Origin of the sequence: Acrocarpospora macrocephala (assembly GCF_009687865.1) — a bacterium.
Taxonomy (GTDB): domain Bacteria; phylum Actinomycetota; class Actinomycetes; order Streptosporangiales; family Streptosporangiaceae; genus Acrocarpospora; species Acrocarpospora macrocephala.
In genome coordinates this window covers 73,941-98,535 of sequence record NZ_BLAE01000003.1, presented here as the reverse complement: position 1 = coordinate 98,535, position 24,595 = coordinate 73,941, and the positions used below count along the sequence as shown (strand labels likewise).

19 protein-coding genes are annotated in these 24,595 nt (G+C 68.5%); 14 read left to right on the top strand and 5 right to left on the bottom strand.

Going from position 1 to position 24,595, the window contains the following annotated elements; translation table 11 throughout:
* Positions 1-59: 59 nt before the first annotated feature.
* From Amac_RS00460 to Amac_RS00440, 5 genes are all read left to right on the top strand, one after another.
* Positions 60-1,409 (top strand): condensation domain-containing protein, encoded by a 1,350-nt coding sequence (locus tag Amac_RS00460; RefSeq protein ID WP_155352244.1) that lies wholly within the window; start codon positions 60-62, stop codon positions 1,407-1,409.
* Positions 1,410-2,507: 1,098 nt separating this feature from the next.
* The gene (locus Amac_RS00455) at positions 2,508-3,245 is read left to right on the top strand and encodes a DUF8189 domain-containing protein (RefSeq protein ID WP_155352243.1); all 738 of its coding nucleotides are present in this window, start codon (positions 2,508-2,510) and stop codon (positions 3,243-3,245) included.
* Positions 3,246-3,815: 570 nt separating this feature from the next.
* The gene (locus Amac_RS00450; protein WP_155352242.1) at positions 3,816-4,445 is read left to right on the top strand and encodes an HNH endonuclease family protein; all 630 of its coding nucleotides are present in this window, start codon (positions 3,816-3,818) and stop codon (positions 4,443-4,445) included.
* Between the two features lie 190 nt (positions 4,446-4,635).
* The gene (locus tag Amac_RS00445) at positions 4,636-7,491 is read left to right on the top strand and encodes a CARDB domain-containing protein (protein ID WP_155352241.1); all 2,856 of its coding nucleotides are present in this window, start codon (positions 4,636-4,638) and stop codon (positions 7,489-7,491) included.
* 97 nt (positions 7,492-7,588) lie between these two features.
* Complete coding sequence (locus Amac_RS00440) at positions 7,589-8,545, top strand: sulfotransferase family protein (protein ID WP_155352240.1); 957 nt, start codon at positions 7,589-7,591, stop codon at positions 8,543-8,545.
* 183 nt (positions 8,546-8,728) lie between these two features.
* Here the strand turns inward: Amac_RS00440 and Amac_RS00435 are convergent, their stop codons facing one another.
* The 4 genes from Amac_RS00435 to Amac_RS00420 are packed head-to-tail and all read right to left on the bottom strand — an operon-like array spanning position 8,729 to position 12,775.
* Entirely contained in the window at positions 8,729-9,649 is a 921-nt protein-coding gene (locus tag Amac_RS00435) for an ROK family protein (protein ID WP_155352239.1), read from the bottom strand.
* Complete coding sequence (locus Amac_RS00430) at positions 9,646-10,857, bottom strand: sugar ABC transporter permease (RefSeq protein ID WP_155352238.1); 1,212 nt, start codon at positions 10,855-10,857, stop codon at positions 9,646-9,648. Before Amac_RS00430 ends, Amac_RS00435 begins: the two co-directional genes overlap by 4 nt.
* Complete coding sequence (locus Amac_RS00425; protein ID WP_155352237.1) at positions 10,854-11,678, bottom strand: ATP-binding cassette domain-containing protein; 825 nt, start codon at positions 11,676-11,678, stop codon at positions 10,854-10,856. The genes Amac_RS00430 and Amac_RS00425 overlap by 4 nt, the downstream gene beginning before the upstream one ends.
* Entirely contained in the window at positions 11,678-12,775 is a 1,098-nt protein-coding gene (locus Amac_RS00420) for a substrate-binding domain-containing protein (RefSeq protein ID WP_155352236.1), read from the bottom strand. Before Amac_RS00420 ends, Amac_RS00425 begins: the two co-directional genes overlap by 1 nt.
* 178 nt (positions 12,776-12,953) lie before the next feature.
* On the opposite strand from Amac_RS00420, the gene Amac_RS00415 reads away from it, so the two are divergent.
* The 4 genes from Amac_RS00415 to Amac_RS00400 are packed head-to-tail and all read left to right on the top strand — an operon-like array spanning position 12,954 to position 16,442.
* On the top strand, positions 12,954-13,988 hold the full coding sequence (locus Amac_RS00415; RefSeq protein WP_155352235.1) for a Gfo/Idh/MocA family protein: 1,035 nt from the start codon (positions 12,954-12,956) through the stop codon (positions 13,986-13,988).
* Complete coding sequence (locus tag Amac_RS00410) at positions 13,985-14,839, top strand: sugar phosphate isomerase/epimerase family protein (protein ID WP_155352234.1); 855 nt, start codon at positions 13,985-13,987, stop codon at positions 14,837-14,839. Before Amac_RS00415 ends, Amac_RS00410 begins: the two co-directional genes overlap by 4 nt.
* The gene (locus tag Amac_RS00405; protein WP_155352233.1) at positions 14,836-15,654 is read left to right on the top strand and encodes an alpha/beta fold hydrolase; all 819 of its coding nucleotides are present in this window, start codon (positions 14,836-14,838) and stop codon (positions 15,652-15,654) included. The genes Amac_RS00410 and Amac_RS00405 overlap by 4 nt, the downstream gene beginning before the upstream one ends.
* A gap of 14 nt (positions 15,655-15,668) precedes the next feature.
* Positions 15,669-16,442 (top strand): DeoR/GlpR family DNA-binding transcription regulator, encoded by a 774-nt coding sequence (locus tag Amac_RS00400; protein ID WP_155352232.1) that lies wholly within the window; start codon positions 15,669-15,671, stop codon positions 16,440-16,442.
* Between the two features lie 319 nt (positions 16,443-16,761).
* On the opposite strand, the gene Amac_RS00395 is transcribed toward Amac_RS00400, so the two are convergent.
* Positions 16,762-17,670 carry a hypothetical protein gene (locus Amac_RS00395; RefSeq protein ID WP_246267985.1) on the bottom strand — a complete coding sequence of 303 codons (909 nt, stop codon included), beginning with the start codon at positions 17,668-17,670 and terminating at the stop codon, positions 16,762-16,764.
* 198 nt (positions 17,671-17,868) lie between these two features.
* Here Amac_RS00395 and Amac_RS00390 point away from each other — a divergent pair, with 198 nt between their 5' ends.
* The 5 genes from Amac_RS00390 (at position 17,869) to Amac_RS00370 (ending at position 24,554) form a co-directional block, all read left to right on the top strand.
* A complete protein-coding gene (locus Amac_RS00390; protein WP_155352231.1) occupies positions 17,869-19,053 on the top strand; it encodes a TIGR03118 family protein in 1,185 nt (394 codons plus the stop codon).
* 26 nt (positions 19,054-19,079) lie between these two features.
* Positions 19,080-20,498, top strand: coding sequence for an NADP-dependent phosphogluconate dehydrogenase (gene gnd, locus Amac_RS00385; protein ID WP_155352230.1), 1,419 nt, complete (start codon positions 19,080-19,082; stop codon positions 20,496-20,498).
* 350 nt (positions 20,499-20,848) lie between these two features.
* A complete protein-coding gene (locus tag Amac_RS00380) occupies positions 20,849-22,117 on the top strand; it encodes a sugar ABC transporter substrate-binding protein (RefSeq protein ID WP_155352229.1) in 1,269 nt (422 codons plus the stop codon).
* Positions 22,114-23,706 carry an ABC transporter permease subunit gene (locus Amac_RS00375; RefSeq protein WP_218040802.1) on the top strand — a complete coding sequence of 531 codons (1,593 nt, stop codon included), beginning with the start codon at positions 22,114-22,116 and terminating at the stop codon, positions 23,704-23,706. Before Amac_RS00380 ends, Amac_RS00375 begins: the two co-directional genes overlap by 4 nt.
* Positions 23,703-24,554 (top strand): sugar ABC transporter permease, encoded by an 852-nt coding sequence (locus Amac_RS00370; protein ID WP_218040801.1) that lies wholly within the window; start codon positions 23,703-23,705, stop codon positions 24,552-24,554. The genes Amac_RS00375 and Amac_RS00370 overlap by 4 nt, the downstream gene beginning before the upstream one ends.
* Positions 24,555-24,595: the final 41 nt, after the last annotated feature.

Below are 24,595 nucleotides of genomic sequence, written 5' to 3'. Positions count from 1 at the left end.
CTGATTTGGGAGCGCTCCCAGGCCTCTCTGCCGTACCCGAAATCAGAGAGGAGCACGGGATGCCCCTGCCCGAGCAGGCCGATCGGCGACGCGAGCTGGTGGCCAGGCTGCTCGCCCAGAAGGCCGCTCCGCAGGGTGTGACGCCGATCCCCCGGGACGGCTCGCCGCTCGCGTGCTCCCACGAACAGCGCCGTATCTGGCTCGCCCAGCAGTCCGACCCTACCGCCGCGCCCAACGTCACGCTCGCCGTGCGGCTCACCGGCCCGCTCGACCTGGCCCGGCTGGCGGGGACCTTCACCGCGCTGATCGCCCGGCACGAGGTCCTGCACACGATCTACACGCTCATCGACGGCGAGCCGTACCAGACCATCCGGTCCGGCCTCCCGGCGCCCTTCGAATTCACCGACCTGAGCGGGCTGCCCGAAGCCGACCGCGAGCCCACCGCGCTCGCCCTCGCCAGAACGGCCAGCGCCGAACACTTCCCGGTGACCTCGGGCCCGCTCATGCGCCTGACCGTCTACCGGATCTCGCCGTCCGAGCACCGGCTGTTCCTGGTCTGCCACCACATCGCCGCCGACGGCGGCTCCCTCGCCATCGTGGCCGACGAGCTCGCCGCCCTCTATTCCGGTACGGAACCTCCCGCGCCCTCCGTGCAGTACGCCGACTACGCCGCCTGGTCCGCCGAGCGCAGCGCGCGGCGGTTGCCGGAACGCCTGCCGTACTGGACCGAACGGCTGCGCGGCCTGCCGCCGCCCTTGTTCGGCGGCAAGCCGGCCGAGACCGCCGCCCGCTCCGGCGCGACCCGCATGATCCGGGTGGAGCGCGAGACCGTCGACCGCCTCCGCCGCGTCGCCGAAGGCCCGGCCACCCCGTTCGTGGCCCTGTGCGCCGCCTACGCCGTGCTGTTGCAGCGGATGACCGGCCACCGCGACGTGAACGTCGGCATCGTCTCCGCCTCCCGGAGCCGCCGCGAGCTGGAATCCGTCGTCGGGACCTTCATCAACATGGTCCCGCTCCGGGTGGCCCTGCCCGCCGGCCAGACCTTCGCCGCCCTGCTCACCCGGGTCAGGGAAACGGCCGCGGGAGCCCTGGCCAACGAGATCCCCTTCGACACCCTCGTCTCCAAGGCAGGCATCCCCCGCATCCCCGGCATCCACCCCGTCTTCCAGGCCTCGTTCATCCACCGCGAGGACCCCAAACCCCCCGCCGACTGGAACGACCTCACCGCCGAGGTCTGGGACCACGAGGATGACGACGCCACCCTCGATCTGACCCTGGCCGCCACCCCTCGCGGCGACCAGTACGAACTCGCCTTCACCGGCCGCCTGGCCCGCTTCTCCCCCGCCGAGATCCACGCCCTCCCGGCTACTTTCGCCACCCTGCTGACCGAACTCGCCGAAACCCGCTGACCAGCACCCCGACAAACGAAAGCCCCGTCCCGATAGGCGAAAGCCCGGCAACCAGCGCCCCCACAAGCGGAAGCCCGAAAACCAGCGATCCGATAAGCGGTATTCCGCTAATCCGAAACTCGGTAATCGCAGGCCCGGCAATGGGCGCGGCCCCTGCTCCCCGCTCCCAGCCAACACCCACACCGCCGTCTCCCAGCACGCCTCGACCGCCGCGCTAAGCACAACGGGCCAACCTACGACCGGAACCGCTCCGGGCATTCGATCACGCCCACCCCCGCCCGCAACACCCGCGTCTCAAAACGGAAGAAACCCCGGCGAAATCTTCACTCCACCAGCGCACGACGTCTGCCGCACCTGTAGCGTTCGCCGCCACCCCGGATCGTGAGCGACCACGTCGCGGGACAGTGGGGACTTGTCACCACATCTCAGGCGAAACTCGCCGGTCTCAACTCCGTTGACCTGCTGCGTCTGGCGGAGACGGATCTCCTGGAGAGCGCCGGCCGCGGCGTTCACCCTTGTCGCCGGAGCAGCGCCGCCCGACCATCTTGAGATCAAGGTCGCCTGGCTCCGACTCGAACCAGGCACTCTGGCCGCCTGCCTCGCTCAGCGTCGGGCCGGGAGCTACTCGATTATCTCGTGGCACAAGCAGACCGACGCCGTCGGAAGCACGCTTGAGCCGAGATATCGATCTTCAGCGACCAGGGGCCAGGAGCATTCAGGAAGCACGTTCCGCCCTGCTCGGCGCCGCGGCACTTGACCTCCCGGCAGCTTTCCCTGTTTGTCCCAAACGCCTAAGTCGAACGTGCGCCGCTGTGCGACCTTGTGCGGATAATACATCGCCTGTGGCCGCCCACCCCGTTACGCCCGTTCAATGGCCTCGATCGCCCCGAACGCAGGGCCGATCACGGGGAAAAGAACGCAGGGGCTTTCTCTCCTTCCCTTGGTTCACTTGAGCGAGGTTCCGTCATGCGTGAAACACATCCATTCTGCGAGGATTCGTGATGTGGGCCGGGTGCGCCAATTTGTACGCCAACACCCTCAGTGCAATTCTCCTTTAGATACGAGCAGGAAACACACCCGTCCAGACAGGAGACATTCATGCGCAGCAGAACAAGAATCGGACTGTGGCGGATCGTCGCCGCTGTCCTGCTGGCGACAGGAGTGCAAGCCGGAGCAACGGCCACGGCCACGGCCGCGGCAGCATGCGCCAGCGATAACTGGAACCCCTGGCGCGTCGAGGCCGACAGGGAACTCAACGAATATGGGTACACATACGAGTTCCGCAGGTCGTCGAACAACGAACTCGAGTGGCGGGACACCACGCAGTCGACATTTCACGGCGTAGGAACCGACCACGTGCCCATGTGGGGTTCTCCGAGCGCGATCCGAAACCGTGACGGCAGGGTGGTCGTGTTCATCACGACCGACTGGTACGGGAGCGGTCACGGCGCGATCTACTACAAGTTCGAGACGTTTCCCGGGTCGCGCGACTGGTCTGGCTGGGTCAGCCTCGGCGGTGTGGGAAACAGCAACCCAGAGGCAACCCAGAATCACGACGGGCGCATCGAAGTATTCGTCCGAGGCACCGACAACCTGATCTACCACCGCTGGCAAGACCTGAACTACAACTGGGTTCCGGCGAATGGCTGGGCGAGCTTCGGCGGCGCCTTCGCCGACAGTCTGGTACGTTCCGAAAGCGGCCGGAACAGATCAGACGGAAAGATCGTCATCAAGGCGCGCAGCGACAACTGTTACGAAAACTCAAAGTGGCAATACACCCCCGGCGGTGACTGGTACCCGCCCACCTGGTGGTATCAGGGAGGTTTTGTCGGCTAATCCACTCCGCCGTTGACCAAGCCAGGCTAAACGCCAAGCCGTCCTGGCCGCTCGCCTGACCACTTCAAGATCATGATGTGAGTCCGGGAAGGGCTGTGCGGGGCCGGTCATTCTCCGACCGGCCCCGTGCCAGTACCAAATCGCTCGGAAGCTCCGATGAGTATCACGCGTAAGGCTGCGGGCCGATGGCGGCAGACCGGTCATGCCTGGGAACGTCCCGGCTGTTCGCGGATGCCACGCGCACCGACCCGCCTTCGCCTGGTAGCCAGCCCCTTCCAGGGAAGCCCCACGTCTGCCTGGAGACCGGAGCGGCGTACCGACTGAGCGTGTTAACACGAACTTCACCCCGAGTTCGGGGGCGGAGCAAAGGCGGTCGGCGACGTCTGTCCTGATCAGCGCGTCGCAGGCGCGAGCAGCGGGCGGGATCACACGAATGATCCCTGTCTGGATGGTCAAAGGCTGATATTTCAGCGTTTGTGAGGGAATGCGACTGTCCCACTTAGTCCAGTCCAACCCCGTTGGCGTCCAGGATCACCCACTGGCCGGGGTTGCGGACAGAAGGAGGGACTCGTGCAGCGAGTCTTCGCGCTCTTCACCGCGTTATGCGCCACTCTCGCCCTCACCACCGTGCTCGCCGGGCCCGCGTCGGCGACCCCGCCGGGCATCCCGTCCACGGCCACCGCCACCTCCCAGCTCGCCGCGCTGACCGTCGCGAACGAGGCCAACGCGTCAAGCTACAACCGCGACCTGTTCCCGCACTGGATCACCATTTCCGGCGCCTGCAACACCCGCGAGACCGTGCTCAAGCGCGACGGCAGCGGCGTCGTCGTCAACTCCAGCTGCGCCGCCACCTCCGGCAGCTGGTACAGCCCCTACGACGGCGCCACCTGGACGCTCGCCTCCGACGTCGACATCGACCACATGGTCCCCCTCTCCGAGGCCTGGAAGTCCGGCGCCAATGCCTGGACCACCGCCAAGCGCCAGGATTTCGCCAACGACCTGTCCAGCCCGCAGCTCTGGGCCGTGACCGACAACGTGAACCAGTCCAAGGGCGACAAGGACCCGGCCGCCTGGAAGCCCTCCCGCACCGCCTTCTACTGCACGTACGCAAAGGCTTGGATCGCCGTGAAGTACAAGTGGGCCCTGAAGCTCCAGAGCTCGGAGAAGACCGCCCTCACCAGCATGCTCGGCAGCTGCTGACGCCCGGCCGCTGACCCACCGGGGGCTGCCGCCGGTCGAAGCGACGGCAGCCCTCACCAGCATGGCCCAATCCGCCACCGCGAGAGCACCCTCAAACCACAACAAGCCGGGTCAAACCACCACGCAGCGTGTTCGATTGAGTACGGGCCTACTCATGCCGTCCGCCCGTATTCCCCACATCGTTGCAAATATGCTGACCAGACCCTTACGGGCAGCGCTCGCGTTCCTCCTGGTCATCGCGGGCCTGTCCATCGTTCCCGCCCAAGCACGAGCGGCCGCGACCCAGCCGCTCACCGTGCGCATCCTCCTGGTGAACTGCATCGATCCCTGCCGCAACGAAGGGCTCGAAGCCGCCGGAGAGAGCGCACCCGACTTCTACGGCGAGATCACCTTCGCCGGATTCCCCGTGCACACCACCCCGAGAGCGGCCGAGGACCAGGAACAGGTCGCCCCGTTCTGGGAGCTCACCCGGGACATCCCCACCACCGTGGTCGAGCAGGAGATCTCCATCCTGATCAAGGACCACGACTCGACCAGCGACGACGACTGGGCCGACACCTCGCCACGGGCAGGCGACCCGTTCACCCGGGTCAAGGTGAACATGATCAACGGCACTGTCACCGGTGACCTGACCTCGTCCGCCGGATGTGTGGCCGGCAACGGCGAGCCGGGCGGCGGGATCTTCGGGGCCGACCCGAAGCCGGCCGTACAGGTCTGCTTCGAGATCACCCCCTCCAGCGCGGCCGACTCCGACGGCGACGGATTCACCGACTACGAGGAGTTCCGCGGCCGGGACTTCAACAACGACAACGTGGTCGACATGACGCTGCCGGACGCCGATCCCACCCGCCGCGACATCTACGTCGAGATCGACTGGATGGCCGGCCTGAAGCCGCAGCCCGGCGTGCTGAGCAGGGTGGAGCAGGTGTTCAACAACGCCCTGGTGACCAACACGCAGACCGGCGCGAGCGGCCTGGCCCTGCATCTGATCGAAGACGAGCAGGTCCCGTTCGCCGCCAGGATCGACTTCGGTGATGTACGGCCCGCGGGCACGTACGACGACTTCGACGACATCAAACAGGGCAACCCCGCCGTGGCCTGCGGCACCACCGGCACCGGCAGCTTCGGCAGCGCCGCCGACCGGGCCAGCCCGCGGTGCAGCGACATCCTCAACTTCAAGCGCCAGCGATTCCGGTACGGCCTGTTCATCAACGGGCTGACCAACAGCGGCACCACCTCCGGCCGGGCCGAGCTGCACGAGCAGGGCGGCAACGACTTCGTCGTCTCGCTGGGCGTCTGGACCACCAACATGTTCACCAACGTCGGCGGCAGGGCCGCCGCCGAGCAGGCCACCCTGCTGCACGAGCTGGGCCACACCTTCGGCCTGGGCCACGGCGGGCGCCGCGACAACGGGACCGTCGACGACCTCAACTGCAAGCCGAACTACCAGAGCGTGATGAGCTACTCCTGGCAGTTCGCCAACATCGACGGCAACCGCCCGCTCGACTACCAGCGGTTCGGCAAGATGACCCTGAAGGAGGACGACCTCGACGAGACCTCGAACCCGGGCCTGCCCGGCGTCGTCCGTCCGGTCATCTACGGGGTCGGCGGCAACTGGACCCTCGGCTCGGCGAGCGCGCCGATCGACTGGACCGGCGACGGCCCGCCGTTCTCGGCCAGCGCGCAGGCCAACATCAACCACATCCCGACCATCGACCCGGGCTGCACCAACACCTCGAACACCGAGACCCTGCTCAGTCCGCCGGACTGGGACCGGCTGAAGTACAGCTTCACCAGCAGCCCGTACTGGTCCGACGGCTCGCACGGGCCGACTGTCCAGGAGCTGACCGGTGACTCGGCGCTCAAGGTGACCTCGGCCGACCTGACCGCGGGGCTGACCGTGGACAAGGCCGACGCGGCCGGTGGCGACACGGTGACCGCGACCGTGACCATCGGCAACAAGGGCGGCAGCGGCTCGACCGCCACCTCGGTGACCTTCACCCCACCGGTGGGCGATCCGGTCACCCGTACGGTCCCCAACCTGGCGCCCGGCGGATCGAGGACCGAGACGTTCACGTACACGGTGCCGTGCACGGTCGCCGACGGCACCACGCTGACCGCGACGGCCGCGGTGACCGGCAAGAACGCCGAGGGCACCCCGGAACCGGCGGAGACCCTGGCCGACAACACGGCCACGGCCACCACCGAGGCGCACGTCCCGGTCATGGCGGTGACGTCCGCCGCGACCGCGAGCGTGAACGCCGGTGAGGCGATCACCTACACGGTGACCCACCGCAACACCGGCAGCGCCGCCGCCACCGGGGCCACCCTGAAGTACACGCTCCCCGCGAACGTGTACTACAGCACGGCTCTCGACACCGGCGCCGGTCCCCGCCCCGCCTCCGTGACCAGGAACGCCGACGGCACGACGACCCTGACCTGGAGCCTCGGCACGGTCGCCGCGGCCGGGACGGGCACCGTCGTCTTCACCGCGCGGCCCAGCCTGCTCCTGGAGGCCGGCGCCACGGTGACCGGCGCCGCCGCCGTGACCTACGGCGGGACGAACGGCTGCGCGTTCGACCCGGTGACAGGCTCCTCGCAGACCTCGATCACCGCGGTCGCGCCGAGCCGGCAGCCGCTGGTCTCCACCCTGTGGGCTCTCCGCACCGACCTGCGCACCCCGGAGGCCCTGGCTCGCGTCCAGGCCACCGACACCCGTTTCGACGGCGCGGACGACTCCACCCCCAACGGCGCGCTGTCCCAGTCCGAGGCCTCGTCCGTCCTGTTCCTGCCGGTGACCCAGCCGCGCAAGCTCCGGGCGGAACTCCTGGCCACCACCCTCAACCTGGCGACCCGCAGGATCAACGCGGGCACCCAGATCCGTACGATCACCATCCAGCGCCTAGGCTTGACCACAGTGGGCGACGCCGTCCGCTACGTGCAGGCCACGCTGGCCCAGCCCCAGACCCTGGCCAACCTCATCCGCTACACCGACTCGACGCTGATCCTCACGGAGATCAACGCGAATGTGGCAGAACGCTACTGATCACCTGGCGGCGCCTCCCGGATCATCCAGGAGGCGCTGCCTCTTTGCAGGGGAGGTAATTACCAACTAAATTTGTAGGAAAAGTAGGAGGTTGCCCATGCCGCTGCCCGACTTCCTGGTGATCGGCGCGCCCAAGGCCGCCACCACCGCCCTGCACGCCGCCCTGGCCGGCCACCCCCAGCTGCACCTGTCCGCCGTCAAGGAACCCAAGTTCTTCCTCACCGACGGCCCGCCCCCCACCACCGGCGGCCCCGGCGACGCCGACACCTACCGCGAGCACATCTGGCGCCGCCCCGACTACGAGGCCCTGTTCCGCCCCGGCTCCGTCAACGGCGAATCCACCCCGTTCTACCTGTACGACCGCGAGGCCCAGCGCCGGATCCACAACCTGATCCCGCACGCCAAGCTCATCGTCACCCTCCGCGACCCGGTCGAACGCGCCCACTCCAACTGGACCCACCTCTGGTCCGCCGGCCTGGAACCCATCGGCGACTTCCTGGAAGCATGCGCCCAGGAACCCCAGCGCATCCGCGCCGGCTGGGCCCCCTTCTGGCACTACATCTCCCTGGGCCGCTACGGCGAGCAACTCGCCCACCTCTACACCCTCTTCCCCCGCGACCAGGTCCTGCTCTTCCGCTACCGCGACCTCCTCGACCGCCCCGCCCCCACCCTCAACCGCATCTGCGCCTTCCTCGACGTCGACCAGGACATCCTCACCACGATCCCCCGCGAGAACGTCACCGCCCACCCCGCCGAGACCCCTCGCCACCGCCTCCTCTCCCACTTGGTCCGCCTATCCGACCGCCTCGCCGGCCAACGCCTGACCGCCCCCCTCACCCGCCTCCTCCAGCACCGCGCCAACCCCCGCCAACCCCTCACCTGGACCCAACGCCAGTCCCTCCTCCCCCACTTCGCCCCCGACATCACCCTCCTGCAATCCACCACAACCGAGGATTTCTCCGACTGGCTCCGCCCCCGCCCCCGCTCCGGCGGCCTGGTAGGCACCCGCCCCACCGGCCAATCCCAATCCCGCAACGGCCGCCCCCGAGGCTGACCTTCTTACGCGGCCCTGGACCTTGCCCTGTCACGGCGGTCGGCGGGTAGGGAGCCGCCAAGCCCAATGGGGAGAAGTGGTTGCCGCCCCAGGCTGCCATGGTGATGGCAGGAGCCGCAGACCGCCAAGCGCCCCGCGAGACGATCACGGGCTCGTTCGCCAAGGGCACGAGCGGCGGTCCGCTCATGCGCGGGTCGCGATGCCGCAGGTGGCGTGCCGGGCGAGGTCGGCGGCACCGATGACGCCTGCCATCACTCCCAGCGAGGCCGGGTGGAGGGGAACGCGTGCCCGGGGCGGGGTGAGTTCCGCTTGCGCGGCGGCTTCCTGCACGAAGAAGTGAAAGAGCGGGTCGGTGCCCAGCCCACCGCCGAGCAGCACCCGAGCAGGGTCGAGGATCGCCGTCAAGATCATGATTCCGTGCACCAAATGGGCCGCCACCCCTGCGACCACGTCGGCTGCCTCGCTGTCACCTTGATGCGCTGCGCGGAGGATGTCGTATCCCGCTGTCGCGGTGTCCCAACCGGCTGCTTGTGCGGCGCGGTGCAGGGCTTGCCCGCTCGCGTACTGTTCCCAGCACCCGTGTGACCCGCACTCGCACGTCCGTCCGCCTGGTAGGAGCGGTAGATGCCCGATCTCGCCGCCGGCGCCGGTGAAGCCGCGGACGAGTGCGCCGTTGGCCACGACTCCGCCGCCGAGGCCGGTCCCGACGGTGACCAGCAGCAGGGAGTCTCCGTCCCGGTGTCGGCCGAAGCGATGCTCGGCCCATGCGGCGGCACCGGCATCGTTGTCGACATGTACGAAGATCGAGGACGGCAGGTGGGTGTGGAGGCGGTCGGCGAGGTCTAGGCCGAGCCAGGCGAGGTTCGGTGCGGCGGTGATGATCCCGGTGCGGGGGTCGACTCCACCGGGGACGGCCAGGCCGACGGTGTCGATGGGGTGACGGGTGCGGTAGGTGTCGATGATCTCTGCGACCTGGTCGACGACCTGCCGGCCGGATCCGAGGGTCGGGGTGGCGTCGGCCTCGGCGACGGTGCCGTCGAGGCCGACCAGCCCGGATGCGATCTTGGTGCCGCCGATATCCAGGCCGAGTGTGGCTGAGCTCACGCCTGCCGTCCACGGCGGGCGAGGGTGTCGAGTGTGACGGCGGCGAGTAGCACCCCGCCGGTGATCATCAGTTTGATGGAGGAGTTGAGGCCGAGCAGGTCCATGCCGTTGGAGATGGAGCCGATGACGAGGGTGCCGAGCAGCGCGGAGTAGGCGGTGCCGCGGCCGCCGAACAGGCTGGTGCCGCCGATGACGACGGCGGCGATGGCGTTCAGCAGGACGTCGCCGGAGCCGCTGGACTGACTGACGGCGAACAACCGGGAGGCGGCGAGGATGCCGCCGATGGCGGCGAACATGCCGGCGATAACGAACACTGAGGTGCGGATGAGCTGCACCTTCATGCCGGCACGCCGGGCGGCTTCGCTGTTTCCGCCGACGGCGTACACGCTCTGCCCGTAACGGGTCCGGGTCATGACGATGCCGACGATGACGACGAATCCGGTGAAGATCACCAGTGCGAGCGGAACGCCACGGTCCTGACTCAGAACGATTCCGGCGGCCGCGAGGATGCTGATCAGAAGCGTCTGACGAAGGGCGATCTGGACCAGCGAGCGGGCGGGGAGTCCCGCGTTGCGGCGCTGGCGGCGTTCGTTGAGCTGGACGGCGAGGTTGATCACGATGATCGCCGCGACCAGCGACCACCAGACGGCGGGCGACAGGAAGGTGGAGGTGAGCTCGGTGATTCCGCCGGTGGGCAGGTTGATGGTGCCCTGGCCGCCGAGAATGTAGAGCTGCAGCCCCTGCCAGGCGATGAGACCGGCGAGCGTGACGACGAAGGCGGGTACTCCGAGCCGGGCGATGAACAGGGACTGGAAGAGCCCGATGGCGATGCCGACGGCGACCGCGGTCAGGATCGCGGCGGCGGTGCCGAAGCCCTGGTTGACGACCAGGACGCCGAGGACGGCGGCGCAGACGCCGCTGATCGAGCCGACGGACAGGTCGACCTCACCGAGCAGCAGCACGAGGAAGATCCCGACGGAGATGGTGCCGGTCGCGGCGACCTGCAGCGTCAGGTTGGTGAGGTTGAGGGGGGTCAGGAAGTTGGGATTCGCCGTCTGGAAGACGACGGCGATGACGATCAGCCCGAGGACGACGGGAAGGACGCCGAGTTGGCCGTGGCGAACCCGGCGGCCCCAGGACTGAGCGTAGGAGCGGACGTTGTTGCCGGTGGCGATCAGCCGGGGATCGGGGCTTGGTGAGGTGGTCATTGCGGGTTCCGCTCCGGGCCCCCGGCGGGGGCGTTGTGTTTCCGCTCCGCGGAGGCCAGGTACTGCGCGATCTTGTCATCGGTCGCGCCGGTGATGGCGGCGACGACATCCGCGGGGGTGGTCTCCTTGGTGATGAAGCTGCCGTTGTTCTTGCCGAGGCGCAGGACCTCGATGCGGTCGGCGACGCTGAAGACGTCACCGAGGTTGTGACTGATCAGCACAACGGCGAGGCCGTTGTCCTTCAGACGGGTGACGAGGTCGAGGACCTGCCGGGTCTGGCTGACGCCGAGGGCGGCCGTGGGCTCGTCGAGAATGACCAGCTTGGGGCTGGCCAGCAGAGCGCGGGCGATGGCCACGGACTGCCGCTGACCGCCGGACAGGGACCCGACCGGGGTCCGGACGGAGGGGATGCTGACGGCCAGGCTGGTGAGCAGCTCGTTGGCGTGGATCTCCATGGCGGTCTCGTCGCGCCATCCGATGAGCCGCCCGATTCCCCTGGTCCGCGCACGGCCTAGGTAGAGGTTGGCGACCACGTCGAGGTTGTCGCACAGGGCGAGATCCTGGAACACCGTGGCGATACCCAGGGAGGTGGCATCGGCCGGCTGGCGCATGCTCACCGGCTGGCCTTCGAAGAGGATCACGCCCTCGCCGGCCGGTGCGGCTCCAGAGATGGCTTTGACCAGGGTGGACTTGCCCGCCCCGTTGTCGCCCACGAGAGCGACGACCGAGCCGGGATACGCCGCGAAGTGAGCGTCGTCCAGCGCCCGCACCGCTTCGTAGCGTTTGCTGATGCCGACGGCTTCCAGGGTGGCCGCGACCATCAGAGACCGGCTTCTGTGCAGGCTGCGACGAACTCGGCGGTGCAGATCTCGTCGCGGGTGTAGAAGCCGTCCTTGATCAAGGTGTCCTTGATGTTATCGATGGTCACCGCGACCGGTACGAGCAATTGGGACGGGACCTGGCCGGCGCCGTTGTCGACGGCGATGTTGGAGGCGGGCTTCTGGCCCTTGAGCAGCGCCACTGCGGCGGTGGCGGCGGCGGTGGCCTCCGGCTTGATCGCCTTGTAGACGGTCATGTACTGCTGACCGGCGACGATCCGCTGGATGGCGGCGAGTTCGGCGTCCTGGCCGGTGAGCGGGGGGATGGTTGTGAACCCGGCGCTGCGCATCGCCGCGACGGCACCACCGGCGGTGCCGTCGTTGGCGGCGTAGACGCCGACGATGTTGTCCTTGCCGAGCGCGGTGATGGCCTGCTGCATCTGGGTCTGCGCCTTGTCGGGGCTCCAGTCGGGGGTGTCGTACTCCCGGCCCACGGTGACCTTGCCGTCGAGCGCGGTGTGGGCGCCCTTCTTGAACTGGGCGGCGTTGGCGTCGGTGGGCGCACCGTTGATGATCACGATCTGGCCCTTGGTGATGGTGCCGTCGTCGGTCAGCTTCTTCACCAGCGCGTCGCCCTGCAGCTTGCCGACCTCCTCGTTCTGGAAGGAGACGTAGAAGTCGATCGGCGCGTTCTGGACCAGGGCGTCGTAGGCGATCACCGGGACGTTCTGAGCTTTGGCCTTCTGGGCGATGGCGGCGGACGCCTTGGAGTCGACCGGAGTGATCACGAGCACCTTGGCTCCGTTGGCCAGCGCCGCGTCGGCCTGGGCCTGCTGCTTGGCCGAGTCCTGCTCGGCGTTGTTGTAGAGCAGCTTGCATGCCGGGCACTGCACACTGAGCGCCTCGGTGAAGTACGGCCTGTCGAACATCTCCCACCGGGCGGTCTTGTTCTCCTTCAGCAGGAACGCGATGGTCCCGCCATCGGTCCCGCCGTCGCCCGAACCCGACGAGGCCGAGCCGGTCGACCCGTTCCCGCAGCCGGTGCTCAGGGCGGCGACGAGGACGAGTCCGGCGGCGGTCGCGATGTGGCTTCGCTTCATTTCTGTGCCTCTCCGAGGGGTGGGGGGCCGGAGCGGTCTCCTTAACAAGAGACTTTCGTTTTGATTCTGTTATGCTCGAATCGCTTCGTTTTCCGGTTTTTTGTAACTAAACAGGAAGCAAACGAACCTTGCAAGGGGCCAAAGGAAAGTTGTGAGATCGACATCCCAGGGAGAGCTCATGAAGGAAAACGTCCGCCTGGCACTCGTCGGCTGCGGCCGCATCGCCCAGGCGGCGCACCTGCCGGCGCTGGAGAAGGCGGAAGGAGTGGAACTCGTCGCGGTCAGCGACCCGAGCCAGGACGTCGCCCGCGCGGTCGCCGGCCGCTACGGCATCCCGGCGGCGTACACCGACCAGGCGCAGGTGTTCGCGGACCCGTCGGTCGAGGCGGTGGTCGTCGCCGCGCCGGACCGATTCCACTACTCGATCGCCGCGGCGGCGCTGAAGGCCGGCAAGCACGTGCTCGTGGAGAAGCCCCTGGCCTCCACCGTGCAGGAGGCCGAGGTGCTGGCCGTGCTGGTGGCGGAGACCGGGCTGGTGTTGCAGGTCGGTGCGATGAAGCGGCATGACCAGGGAGTCGAGTACGCCCGGCGGTTCATCACCGAACGGCTCGGCGAGCCCCGCTCGTTCAACGCCTGGTACCGCATCGGTGACCTGCGCCCCGGCATCGAGGCCACCCTGTTCCCACCCATCTACGCCGACATGGCCGCCCGCCAGACCGAAGCCGCCTTCAAGGCCGACCGTCGCCGCTACCTGCTCGCCACCCACGGAGCGCATGTCTTCGACACCGTCCGCTTCCTGCTGGGTGACGTCGCCTCCATCGTCTCCCGGCACCGCGAGGACGGCCGGGACCAGATCTGGCAGATCCTGCTGACCACCGCGTCCGGTGCCATCGGCACGGTCAGCGTCACCGTGGACGTGCCCGGGGCGCCCGCCGAGGGCATCGAGGTGTTCGGCTCGACCGGCACCGTTCGGGTCGACACCCACTTCCCCTTCTACCGGCGTGCCTCCACCGTGCACGCCTACGCGGGAGGGGAGACGACCGTCCCGGAGCTCACCGACGGCGACGCCTACGAACGGCAGGCCGAGGCGTTCGCCCGCACCATCCGTGACGGCGGCCGGCCCGTCCCGGACGTTCTCGACGGGCTGCGGGCCATCCGGCTGATCGACGCCACCGCGGCGGCGGTCGAGACGGGCACCGAGGTCAAACTGTGACCACCGCCGACCTGGCTCCCCGGCTGGGAATCTTCGCGCGCACCTTCCGCCGCGACAGCCCGGTCGAAGTCGCGGCCGCCGTCGCCGGAGCCGGATACGCCCTCGCCCACTGGAACTTCGCCGCCGTCGGACAGCCGACCCTGGCCGCCGGCGTCAGCGACACGCGATTCGCCGAGGTGCGGGAGGCCTTCGACGCCGCCGGCCTGGCCATCCCCAGCGTCTCCGGCACCTTCAACGTCATCCACCCCGACACCGCGCTGCGTGCCCGCCAGACCGATCAGGCCGTCCGGCTGATCGCCCTCGTCGGCGAGCTCGGCGCCGACGTCGTCACGCTCTGCACCGGTACCCGCGACCCGGACAACATGTGGCGAGCCCACCCCGGCAACACCGACCCGTCCGCCTGGACCGACCTACGCCGCACCCTCGACCCGCTCCTCGAAGCAGCGCGCGACGCCGGCATCCGGCTCGGCGTGGAACCCGAACACGGCAACGTCGTTCGCGACGCCGTGACCGCGGCCCGGCTCCTCGGCGAACTCGGCGACGACGCGCCCATCGGTATCGTGCTCGACCCCGCCAACCTCCTGAGCCCGCAGACCGTCGCGCAGCAGGAACAGGTCGTCGGCGAGGCCATCGACCTGCTCGGAGCGCGTGTCCTCGGACTCCAGGCCAAGGACGTCGTCCCGTCCGGCTACTCCGCCGCCGGTGCCGGGCTGATGGACTATCCGGCCCTGTTCACCCAGCTGGGCCGGCTCGCTCCCGTGCCACTCATCGTCCAGGATGCCGACGAGGACGACGCCGCCCGTGTCCATGCGGACCTGCTTCGCTGGTATGCCAAGGCCGAGAACCGATGAGAGCCCCCATCACCTACAGCCTCACCGGCGACGGACCGCCCGTACTGCTGCTGCACGGCCTTGGAGGAGACCGGCGACAGGCGCTCGGCCTCCTGCCCGGCGACGTCCGTGCCACCCGGATCGCCCCCGACATGCCCGGCCACGGCGATACGGAGCTGACGGCCGAGGAGTCTCTCACCTTCGCGGAATTCGCCGCCCTGGTCGCGGATCTTCTCGACACCTTGCGAGAAGAGGGGAAACTACCGATCAAGGCGATGCCGGTCGTGGGGGTCTCCATGGGCGCCGGGATCGCCGTCGCCCTGGCGGACGACCGTCCGGACCTCGTCGAACGCCTGATCCTGATCCGCCCCTCTTGGCTCGACCGGTGCCCTCCACCGAACCTCGCGCCCTTCCCCCTGATCGCACGCCTCATCGACGCCTTCGGGCCCGAAGCCGGCAGCGTCGCCTTCCGCGCCACTCCCGAGTACCAGTCCATGAACGAGACGGCCCCGGCCATGGCCGACTCCCTGCTCGGCCAGTTCACTCGCTCTCACGCGGCCGAACGGTCCCGGGTGCTCGCCGACATTCCCAGCAGCCTGCCACTCCCCAACCGCGACGCCTACCACCGTCTCCAGGTGGAGACCCTCGTCGTCGCCGCCCCGGACGACCCGGTGCATCCCGAGCAACTGGCCCGCACCGTCAGCAACTGGATCCCGAACGCGCGACTGGTCACCGTACCCCGCAAGATGCCCGACCCCACCGAGCACCAACTCGCCCTGCAGCGAGTGGTCGCCGCCGGGCTCGCACCGCCCACACCCGGCGGAGGGAGGAGCTGACTACAGTGTCGCGCATGCCGAGGGAACAGCCTGTCTTCGCCGAAGAACGACGCCAGCGAATCGTTGACGCCGTCGCCGCGCAGGGCCGGGTCCGGATCGCCGAACTCGTCGAGCTGCTCGGCGTCACCGAACCGACCATCCGCAAGGATCTCGACGAACTTCAACGGCTTCGGCTGCTGCAACGCACGCACGGCGGCGCGATCGCCGTCCAGTCCCACTCCGAGGTGCCACTCCACGACCGCGGCTTCCAGCACCGCGAAGCCAAGAAGCTCATCGCCACGGCCTGCCGCGACGAGATAACCCGCGGCGAGTCGGTCTTCCTCGACTCCGGCACCACCGTGCAGGGCATCGCCGAAGGCCTCGACAACCTCGACGTCAACATCCTCACCAACGCCCTCGGCGTGGCCAACCTCGTCGCCGGCCGACCCGGCATCCGGCACACCCTGATCGGAGGCCAGGTCCGCCCCCTCGGCGGCTCCCTCATCGGCCCGGTCGCCCTGGACAACCTCACCCGCTTCCACGTCGACATCGCCTTCATCGGCGCCAGCGGACTCACCGAAGACGGCATCAGCGTCGCCGACGTGGCCGAAGCCCAGATCAAACAGGCCGTCATCGATCGGGCCCGCCGCGTCATCGTCCCCATGGACAGCAGCAAGTTCAGCACCAGCGACTTCGTCACCGTCTGCCAGCTCAACCGCATCGACATGATCATCACCGAACGAGCCACCGACGACGTCACCCGATGGTGCAAACGCCACGGTGTCATCCTGCGCGTGGCGGGGGAGTAGACGAGCCCTGCTGCCTCGGGCTCGCGCCGGCACCTCGAACCGTTAGCGGCGACCCGCCAACATCATTCAACCCGTACGTCCACGCCACATCAGCATTGCCCGCACTGACACTCGAGCGTCGGAACCTCCTGGACCTCAGGCGACGGCGCTGTCGACGAGCTGCCGGACCCGCTCAGGCGTGTAGATGCCGTCGACCGGCAGTTGGGCGAGCCCGAGGACGCCCGCGTGCGGATCGAGATCGCTGCGGACGATCTGCAGGTCCTGTGCTCGTTCTTGATGTGGATCTCGAAACCCGGCGGCTGTGACGCCTGCCGGTTTCTCAATCCTGGTGGGGTTGCAGGAGTTCGGTGCGGAGTTCGTGGGCGCCGTCGGGGCGGGTGTACTCGTAGTAGAGGCGGGTGTGGCCGGTGGGGAGGGGGAGGATTTCCAGGTAGCGGAGGCCGCCGTACGGGGATTGGGCGTGGGGGGTGAGGCCGTGGGCGGTGAGGGTGGAAGGGTCGGGGCCGGTGGCCAGGCCGGTGCGTTCTTCGTAGTTTTCGGTGGCGGAGGCGCGGCCGTCGTAGTAGGCGGTGAGGCCGTCGGGGGTGAACTGGACGGCGGAGACGCGGACGCCGCGGGAGTCCCAGTGGCCGGGGCGGCGGTCGAGGGCGGTGCCGTGCCAGGTCCAGTCGAGGCCGTCGGGGCTGGTGGCGTAGTCGGTGACCATCTGGTCGGCTTCGGCGGGGATTTCCAGCGGGTGACAGGACGCCCACAGATGCCAGATGCCGTCGTGGTGGACGATGACGGGGTCCTTGACGCCGGTTTTGAGGTCGCCGGGGAGGACCACGCGGGCCTGGGCGGGGTCGAAGGCGGCGGGGGTGGCGGCTTCGAGGAGTTCCACCCGCCAGTGTTTCGTGCCGTACGTCGCGCAACTGAGGTAGAGCCGCCAGGAACCGGCGGGTGTGCGGACGAGTGTGGGACGTTCCAGGGATTCGGTGTGCATCTGCTCTTTGGTGATGGTGAGCAGGGGTTCGAAGGTCTGGCCGTCGGCCGAGCGGGCCACCACCACGGCGTACCCGCGGCCCTCGCCGACGGGGCGGCGCAGCCGGTAGGCGAGGTAGACGAAGCCGTCGGCGGCGACGGCGCTGGGGGCGCCCGCCCAGAAGCCGGGGCCCTCGCCGGGCGGGGGGACTGCGACGGCCGAAAGGGCAGGCTGCGGTAGGAACACGTGCGGGTCTCCGTTGATCACACGACGACGATAGACGCCCAGGTCCCGGCGGCCGCCGAGCTTTGCCGGGTCGTTAACTCCACAAAGCCTATCTGATTACCAGGTTTTGGATCGGCTGAACCGAACCTGAAACGTCCGCGTATCTCGGCCCGTAAGGGAGCTTCGCGAACTCAGCTACCTCAGCAGTCAAGAACCCCGAGCAGGTTTCTAGGAGGCTCGATGCGATCACGCATCGCCGTTCTCTGTGTCGGCGCTCTCATCCTGAGCATCCCCGGCACGGCGCACGCGACCACGAAAACCCCGGCCACGAAATCTAAACCCAAAGCGACGGCGAAACACACACCCAGAGGCCTGGCGACCCGGTTCAGCCAGGTCAACCTCGTCTCCGACGTGGCGGGCAAAGCCACCGTCACCGACCCCAAACTGGTCAACCCGTGGGGGCTCGCCATGGGCAAGACCCTCTGGGTGTCGGGCACCGGCACCGGCACCGCGACCGTCTACTCCGGCGCGGTCAAGAAGGAGCAGACCGAGGTCGCCATCCCGGGCGGCGCGCCCACCGGGCAGGTCGTCAACAAGGGCGACGGCTTCACCATCAAGGGCAAACCGGCCACGTTCATCTTCTCCAGCCCGTCCGGCGCGATCACCGCGTGGAACGCCGAGGTGGACGCGAAGAACGCCCAGATCGCCGCGTTCACCCGCAACGCCGACTACAAGGGCCTGGCCCTGATGGAGACCAACAAGGGCCAGTTCCTGCTGGCGCCGTCGTTCTCGCACCGCAAGGTGCACGTCTTCGACAGCGACTTCAACCGGGTACGGCTGGCGCGCTGGCAGTTCCGCGACCCGACCATGCCCGCCACCTACTCGCCGTGGAACGTCGAGATCGTCGGCAACTCGGTCCTGGTCGCGTACGCCGTGCGCGACAACGCCACGGGCAAGGTCGTGCCTGGCAAGGGCAAGGGCTTCGTCAGCCAGTTCAACGCGAACGGCCGGTTCCTCGGGCGGGTCGTCAACCGGGGCGCGCTCAACGCGCCGTGGGCGATGACGATCGCGCCGCAGGGCTTCGGCGGGTTCTCCGGCGCCCTGCTGGTGGGCAACTTCGGCGATGGCTGGGTCAACGCCTACAATCCACGTAACGGCCGTTACCTCGGCCCGCTGCGCAACGCCAACGGTTCGCCGATCGCGATCGAGGGTCTGTGGGATCTGGAACGTGGGACCGCCGAGAACGGCGGCGTGAACTCGCTCTGGTTCTCGGCCGGGATCAGCAAGGCCCAGCATGGTCTGCTGGGGCTGCTGAAGCCGTCCAACGCCGCCGCAGCAGGCACCGGGGCGTCCGCGACTCCATCCGCATCCGCAACCCCCACCCCGACGCCGAGTAAAGCCGGGGGCTCGTCGTACGGTTACTGACCTGGCCTCAAGGAAAGGAGCGGCTCATGGAGACAGCAGACATCGGAGTCACCGGCCTGGCGACAATGGGCCGCAACCTGGCCAGGAACTTCGCCCACCACGGCTACGTGGTGGCGGTGCACAACCGCTCGGAGAGCAAGACCAAGCAGCTCATGGCGGATCATTCGGACGAGGGCGCGTTCCTGCCCGCGAGCTCGATGGCCGAGTTCGTGACCTCGCTCCGCCGCCCGCGCCGCGCGATCATCATGGTGCAGGCCGGTCCCGCCACCGACGCGGTGATCGAGGAACTGGCCGCCCACATGGAACCGGGCGACATGATCATCGATGGCGGCAACGCGCAGTTCACCGACACCCGGCGCCGGGAGGCCGCGCTGAAGGAGCGCGGGCTGCACTTCGTCGGGACGGGCATCTCCGGCGGCGAGGAGGGCGCGCTCAACGGCCCGAGCATCATGCCGGGCGGCGCCGCGGAGGCGTATCGGGACCTGGGGCCGATGCTGGAGAGCATCGCGGCCCAGGTGGACGGCGTGCCGTGCTGCGTGCACGTCGGCCCCGACGGCGCCGGGCACTTCGTGAAGATGGTGCACAACGGCATCGAGTATTCCGACATGCAGCTCATCGCGGAGGCCTACGACCTGCTCCGGCAGGCGCTGGGCCGCTCCCCCGCCGAGCTGGCGGAGATCTTCCGGGAGTGGAACCGGGGCGACCTGGAGTCGTACCTGATCGAGATCACCGCCGAGGTGCTCGATCATGTGGACGCCTCCGGGCAGCCGCTGGTGGACGTGATCGTGGACCAGGCCGAGCAGAAGGGCACCGGCCGCTGGACCGTGACGAGCGCGCTGGATCTGGGGGTGCCGGTGACCGGCATCGCCGAGGCGGTGTTCGCCCGCGCGCTGTCCGGCCACCCGGAGCAGCGGGACGCCGCGCGCCACCTGCAAGGGCCGAACGGGACCGCGCCGAACTACTCCCTGGTGGAGGACGTCCGGCTGGCCCTGTACGCATCCAAGATCATCGCGTACGCCCAGGGCTTCGACCAGATCACCGCCGCCAGCGAGGAATACGGCTGGAACATCGACCGCGGCGCGATGGCGACGATCTGGCGAGGTGGCTGCATCATCCGGGCCCGGTTCCTGGACCGGATCCGGGCGGCGTACGAGGCGAATCCTGGGCTGCCCACGCTGCTGGCCGACCCGGCGTTCGCCGAGGCGCTGAGCGAGGCCCAGCAGGCCTGGCGGCGGGTGGTGTCCACGGCCGCGCAAATCGGCGTGCCGACGCCTGGTTTCTCCTCGGCGCTGGCCTACTACGACGGGCTGCGCCGGGAGCGGCTGCCCGCCGCGCTCATCCAGGGCTTGCGCGACTATTTCGGCGCACACACCTACCGCCGGATCGACCGTGACGGGACCTTCCACACGGACTGGTCCGGCGACCGGACCGAGCGCCCGGCCTGATTTCCCCTGTCTGATCGTCTTCTGGTCGTCCTGGGCTGGCTTCGTGCTGCCCAGGACGGCCGAAGGACGGCAACGTGGGTCCAGAAACTTGCAGCAAGCTTCCAACCAAGATCGGAGGCAAAATCGCCCCAACGCGTGCTGATTTAGCTGGATATTTCCTAACGATTAGGTCTCGGCGACTGTGCAAGAACGCTGCAAGCTCGCGTTTTGCCGTACAGCCCGCCCAAGCCTGATGTTGGCTGGTTGAAAACTCTTCCAGTTCTTGCAATGGGTTGCTAACTTCGCGGCACCAACGGTGGATTCCCCCGAGGACCGCGACTGCGGGCCTGACCCCTTCAGAGGAGAAACCCATGCGCAAGCGCGCCGCGGGTCTGAGTGCCGCCCTGCTCGGCATCGTGCTCGGACTGACCGCCTGCGGCAGCGACCAGCCGGCCGCCGCCCCCGCCGATTCCGCCCCCGCCTCGGCTCCCGCCGTCGACAAGGGCAACGGCAAGCTCGTCATCTGGGCCGACCCGGTCCGTACGGCCGCGCTCAAGCCGTTCACCGAGCAGTTCGGCAAGGAGAACGGCGTCACCGTCGAGATCAAGGAGATCGCCGAGGAGCTCCAGAACCAGTTCCTCACCGCTTCCCAGCAGGGCAGCGGTCCCGACGTGCTGATCGCCGCGCACGACTGGATCGGCAACCTCGTCCAGAACGGCTCGATCGACCCGGTCCAGCTCACCGCGGAGCAGAAGAGCGCCTTCCAGGAGATCGCCATCAAGGCGGTCACCTTCGGCGGGCAGACCTATGGCGCGCCGTACGCGGTGGAGAACCTGGGCCTGATCCGCAACACCGCGCTGGCACCCGAAGCCCCGGCGTCGGTGGAGGCGCTGATCGAGAGCGGCCAGGCGCTGAAGAAGGCCGGGAAGGTGTCGGAGATCCTCTGCGTCCCGGTCGGCCAGGAAGGCGACGCCTACCACATCTACCCGTTCTACTCCTCTGCGGGCGGTTCCCTGTTCGGCACCACCGCCAGCGGCGACCCCGACCCCACCAAGATCACGGTCGGCGACTCGGCTCCGGCGTTCACCAAGCTCAACGAGCTGGGCAAGAAGGGCGTCGGCGCGCTCAAGACGTCGCTGGGCAACGACAACACGATCGCGACGTTCGCGTCCGGCAAGTGTGCCTACCTGATCTCGGGCCCGTGGGCGATCGCGGATGTGAAGAAGGCCGGGATCAGCTACGACGTGACCGCCGTGCCCGCCTTCGACGGCGGTGACCCCGCCACCCCGTTCGTGGGCGTGCAGACCTTCTACGTCGCCAGCAAGGGCAAGAGCAAGGCGCTCGCGCAGGAGTTCGTCACCAACTACGTGACCAACCCGGACGTGGCGATGGCCCTCTACAACGCCGACCCGCGCCCGCCGGCGCTGACCGCCGCCCTGGACCAGGCCAAGGCCGCCAACCCGGACATGGGCAAGTTCATCGAGGCCGGCAAGACCGGCATCCCGATGCCCGCGATCCCGCAGATGGCCGCCATCTGGCAGCCGTTCGGCGTGGCCGAGGCCGCCGTCATCAACGGCGGTGACCCGGCGAAGGCCGCGGCCGCCGCCAACAAGGCGATCACCGAGGCCATCGAGAAGTGAAGACGAAGCCCAGGGCGGGGAACGACTCCCCGCCCTCCGGGCATCGGCGCGCGCTCCCCCGCCCCCGGCGGGAGCTGAGCACCGGGTTCGTGGTGAGCCGGATCCTCGTGCTCGCGGTCGGCTCCGCCGTCGCGTTCTACGCCGCGCCGCCGCTGATCGCGGCGGAGAGCTGGACCGGCCTGACGGTCCTGGCCGCCGCCACCGCGCTGATCGCCTACGTCTACCTCAGCCGACGGCACCTGCCGCTGAAATACCTGGTTCCCGGCACGGTGTTCCTGATCGCCTTCCAGATCTTCCCGGTGCTCTTCACCCTGAGCACGGCCTTCACCAACTTCGGCGAGGGCCACCGGGGCACCAAGGAAGAGGCGATCACCTCCATCCAGACCTCGTCGGTCGCCCAGGTCCCCGGCTCCCCCGAGTACAACCTGTCGGTCGCCGTACGCGACGGCGAGCTGGTCTTCCTGCTGGTCGACACCGCCACCAAGCAGGTCCAGGCGGGTACGGCAACCGGCCTGGAACCCGTCTCGGGCGCCGAGCTCGGGCTGACCGGCAAGGTGCTCAGCGCGCCGGGGTTCCAGGTCCTGACGATTCCGCAGGCGGCGGCCCGGGGCGCGGAGATCTCCGCCCTGACCGTGCCGACCGCCGCGGGCGCGATCAAGGCGAACGGGTTGAGCCGCGCTTTCGAAGGGCGGGCCGCGAAGGCGTACGCGCCGGACTGCGACTGCGTCACCGACAGCGCGACCGGGCAGAAATGGACGGCCGATCCGGATGAGGGCGCTTTCGTCGCCGCCGACGGGTCCCGGCTCGCCCAGGGCTGGCAGGTCAATGTCGGGTTCTCGAACTTCACCCGGGTCTTCACCGATCCGCGGATCTCGGCGCACTTCCTGAGCCTGTTCGCCTGGGACCTGCTCTTCGCCGCCGCCAGCGTGCTCGGCACGTTCGGGATCGGCCTGATCGCCGCACTCGCCCTGCACGGCGTGAAGGTGCGGGGCACGCGCCTGTACCGGGTGCTGCTGGTGCTGCCTTACGCGATGCCCGCGTTCGCGATGTTCCTGGTCTGGCGGGACATGTTCAACACCGACTTCGGGCTGATCAACCGGGTGCTCGGCCTGCACACCGACTGGTTCGGCGAACCGGTCAGCGCGCGGTTCGCGGTCATCCTGGTGAACCTGTGGCTGGGCTTCCCCTACATGTTCCTCGTCACCACCGGCGCCCTGCAGGCCATCCCGTCCGAACTCGGCGAAGCCGCCAGGATCGACGGCGCCACCCCCTGGCACAACTTCCGCCGGGTCACGCTGCCGCTCCTGCTGATCGCGGTCACCCCGCTGCTGATCTCCTCGTTCGCGTTCAACTTCAACAATTTCAACGCGATCCGGCTGACCACCAACGGCGCGCCCTTCTCCGTCGACAACACCACCGTCGGCGGCACGGACCTGCTGATCACCTACACCTTCCGGCTGGCTTTCGAGGGCGGCTCCGCCGAGTTCGGCTTCGCCGCAGCGATCTCGGTCTTCATCTTCATCCTGGTCGGGATCATCTCGGCGCTGGCCTTCCGCCGGACGCGTTACCAAGAGGAGGTGTACGCATGACGTGGCTCAGGAAGATGGGCTGGCGGCACTTGGTGCTGATCATCCTCACCCTGTTCGCCGTCTTCCCGATCCTGTTCGTGCTGTCGGCGGCCCTCAATCCACTGGGCACCCTCGGCTCCTCGGAGCTGCTGCCCACCGGCGCGTCCCTGGACAATTTCGGGAAGCTCTTCGGCAACCCGAACTACCCGTTCCTCCGGTGGATGGTGAACTCGCTGGCGCTGGCGCTCATCTCGGCCTTCTCCAGCATCTTCCTGGGCGTCTGCGCGGCCTACGCGTTCAGCCGGATGCGGTTCGCCGGTCGCCGGGTGGGCCTGCTCTCGCTGCTGCTGATCCAGATGTTCCCGCAGTTCCTGGCCATCGTCGCCATCATCATGATGTTCACCCGGGTGAGCGAGCTCTGGCCCGCCTTCGGCTTCGACTCGATGGGCGGCCTGTTCCTGCTCTACATGGGCGGCGCGCTGGGCGTGAACACCTACCTGATGAAGGGTTTCCTGGACACCGTCCCCAAGGAGCTGGACCAGTCCGCGGCGATCGATGGCGCGACCCACGCCCAGATCTTCTTCCGGATCATCCTGCCCCTGGTCACCCCGATCATCGCGGTCACCGGGCTGCTGGCCTTCATCGGCATCATCAGCGAGTTCATCGTCGCCAGCGTCTTCCTCCGCGACCCGGAGACCAAGACCCTGGCGGTGGGCATGTTCGGCATGCTCGGCAACGACGTACGCAACGCCAACTTCGGCATGTTCGCCGCGGGAACGCTGCTGACCGCGATCCCCACGGTCGGCGTCTTCCTGTGGCTGCAGAAATACATCGTCAGCGGCCTGACCGCGGGGGCCGTCAAAGGCTGACGGGGTACGGCTGCCGCTCGCGGGCGGCAGCCGTACCCCGG

Excerpts from the sequence above, each read along its gene's own strand:
- Amac_RS00460 (WP_155352244.1), top strand. The coding sequence starts at position 60 with ATGCCCCTGCCCGAGCAGGCCGATCGGCGACGCGAGCTGGTGGCCAGG.
- Amac_RS00455 (WP_155352243.1), top strand. The coding sequence starts at position 2,508 with ATGCGCAGCAGAACAAGAATCGGACTGTGGCGGATCGTCGCCGCTGTC.
- Amac_RS00445 (WP_155352241.1), top strand. The coding sequence starts at position 4,636 with ATGCTGACCAGACCCTTACGGGCAGCGCTCGCGTTCCTCCTGGTCATC.
- Amac_RS00440 (WP_155352240.1), top strand. The coding sequence starts at position 7,589 with ATGCCGCTGCCCGACTTCCTGGTGATCGGCGCGCCCAAGGCCGCCACC.
- Amac_RS00430 (WP_155352238.1), bottom strand. The coding sequence starts at position 10,857 with ATGACCACCTCACCAAGCCCCGATCCCCGGCTGATCGCCACCGGCAAC.
- Amac_RS00425 (WP_155352237.1), bottom strand. The coding sequence starts at position 11,678 with ATGGTCGCGGCCACCCTGGAAGCCGTCGGCATCAGCAAACGCTACGAA.
- Amac_RS00420 (WP_155352236.1), bottom strand. The coding sequence starts at position 12,775 with ATGAAGCGAAGCCACATCGCGACCGCCGCCGGACTCGTCCTCGTCGCC.
- Amac_RS00415 (WP_155352235.1), top strand. The coding sequence starts at position 12,954 with ATGAAGGAAAACGTCCGCCTGGCACTCGTCGGCTGCGGCCGCATCGCC.
- Amac_RS00405 (WP_155352233.1), top strand. The coding sequence starts at position 14,836 with ATGAGAGCCCCCATCACCTACAGCCTCACCGGCGACGGACCGCCCGTA.
- Amac_RS00400 (WP_155352232.1), top strand. The coding sequence starts at position 15,669 with ATGCCGAGGGAACAGCCTGTCTTCGCCGAAGAACGACGCCAGCGAATC.
- Amac_RS00390 (WP_155352231.1), top strand. The coding sequence starts at position 17,869 with ATGCGATCACGCATCGCCGTTCTCTGTGTCGGCGCTCTCATCCTGAGC.
- gnd (WP_155352230.1), top strand. The coding sequence starts at position 19,080 with ATGGAGACAGCAGACATCGGAGTCACCGGCCTGGCGACAATGGGCCGC.
- Amac_RS00380 (WP_155352229.1), top strand. The coding sequence starts at position 20,849 with ATGCGCAAGCGCGCCGCGGGTCTGAGTGCCGCCCTGCTCGGCATCGTG.
- Amac_RS00370 (WP_218040801.1), top strand. The coding sequence starts at position 23,703 with ATGACGTGGCTCAGGAAGATGGGCTGGCGGCACTTGGTGCTGATCATC.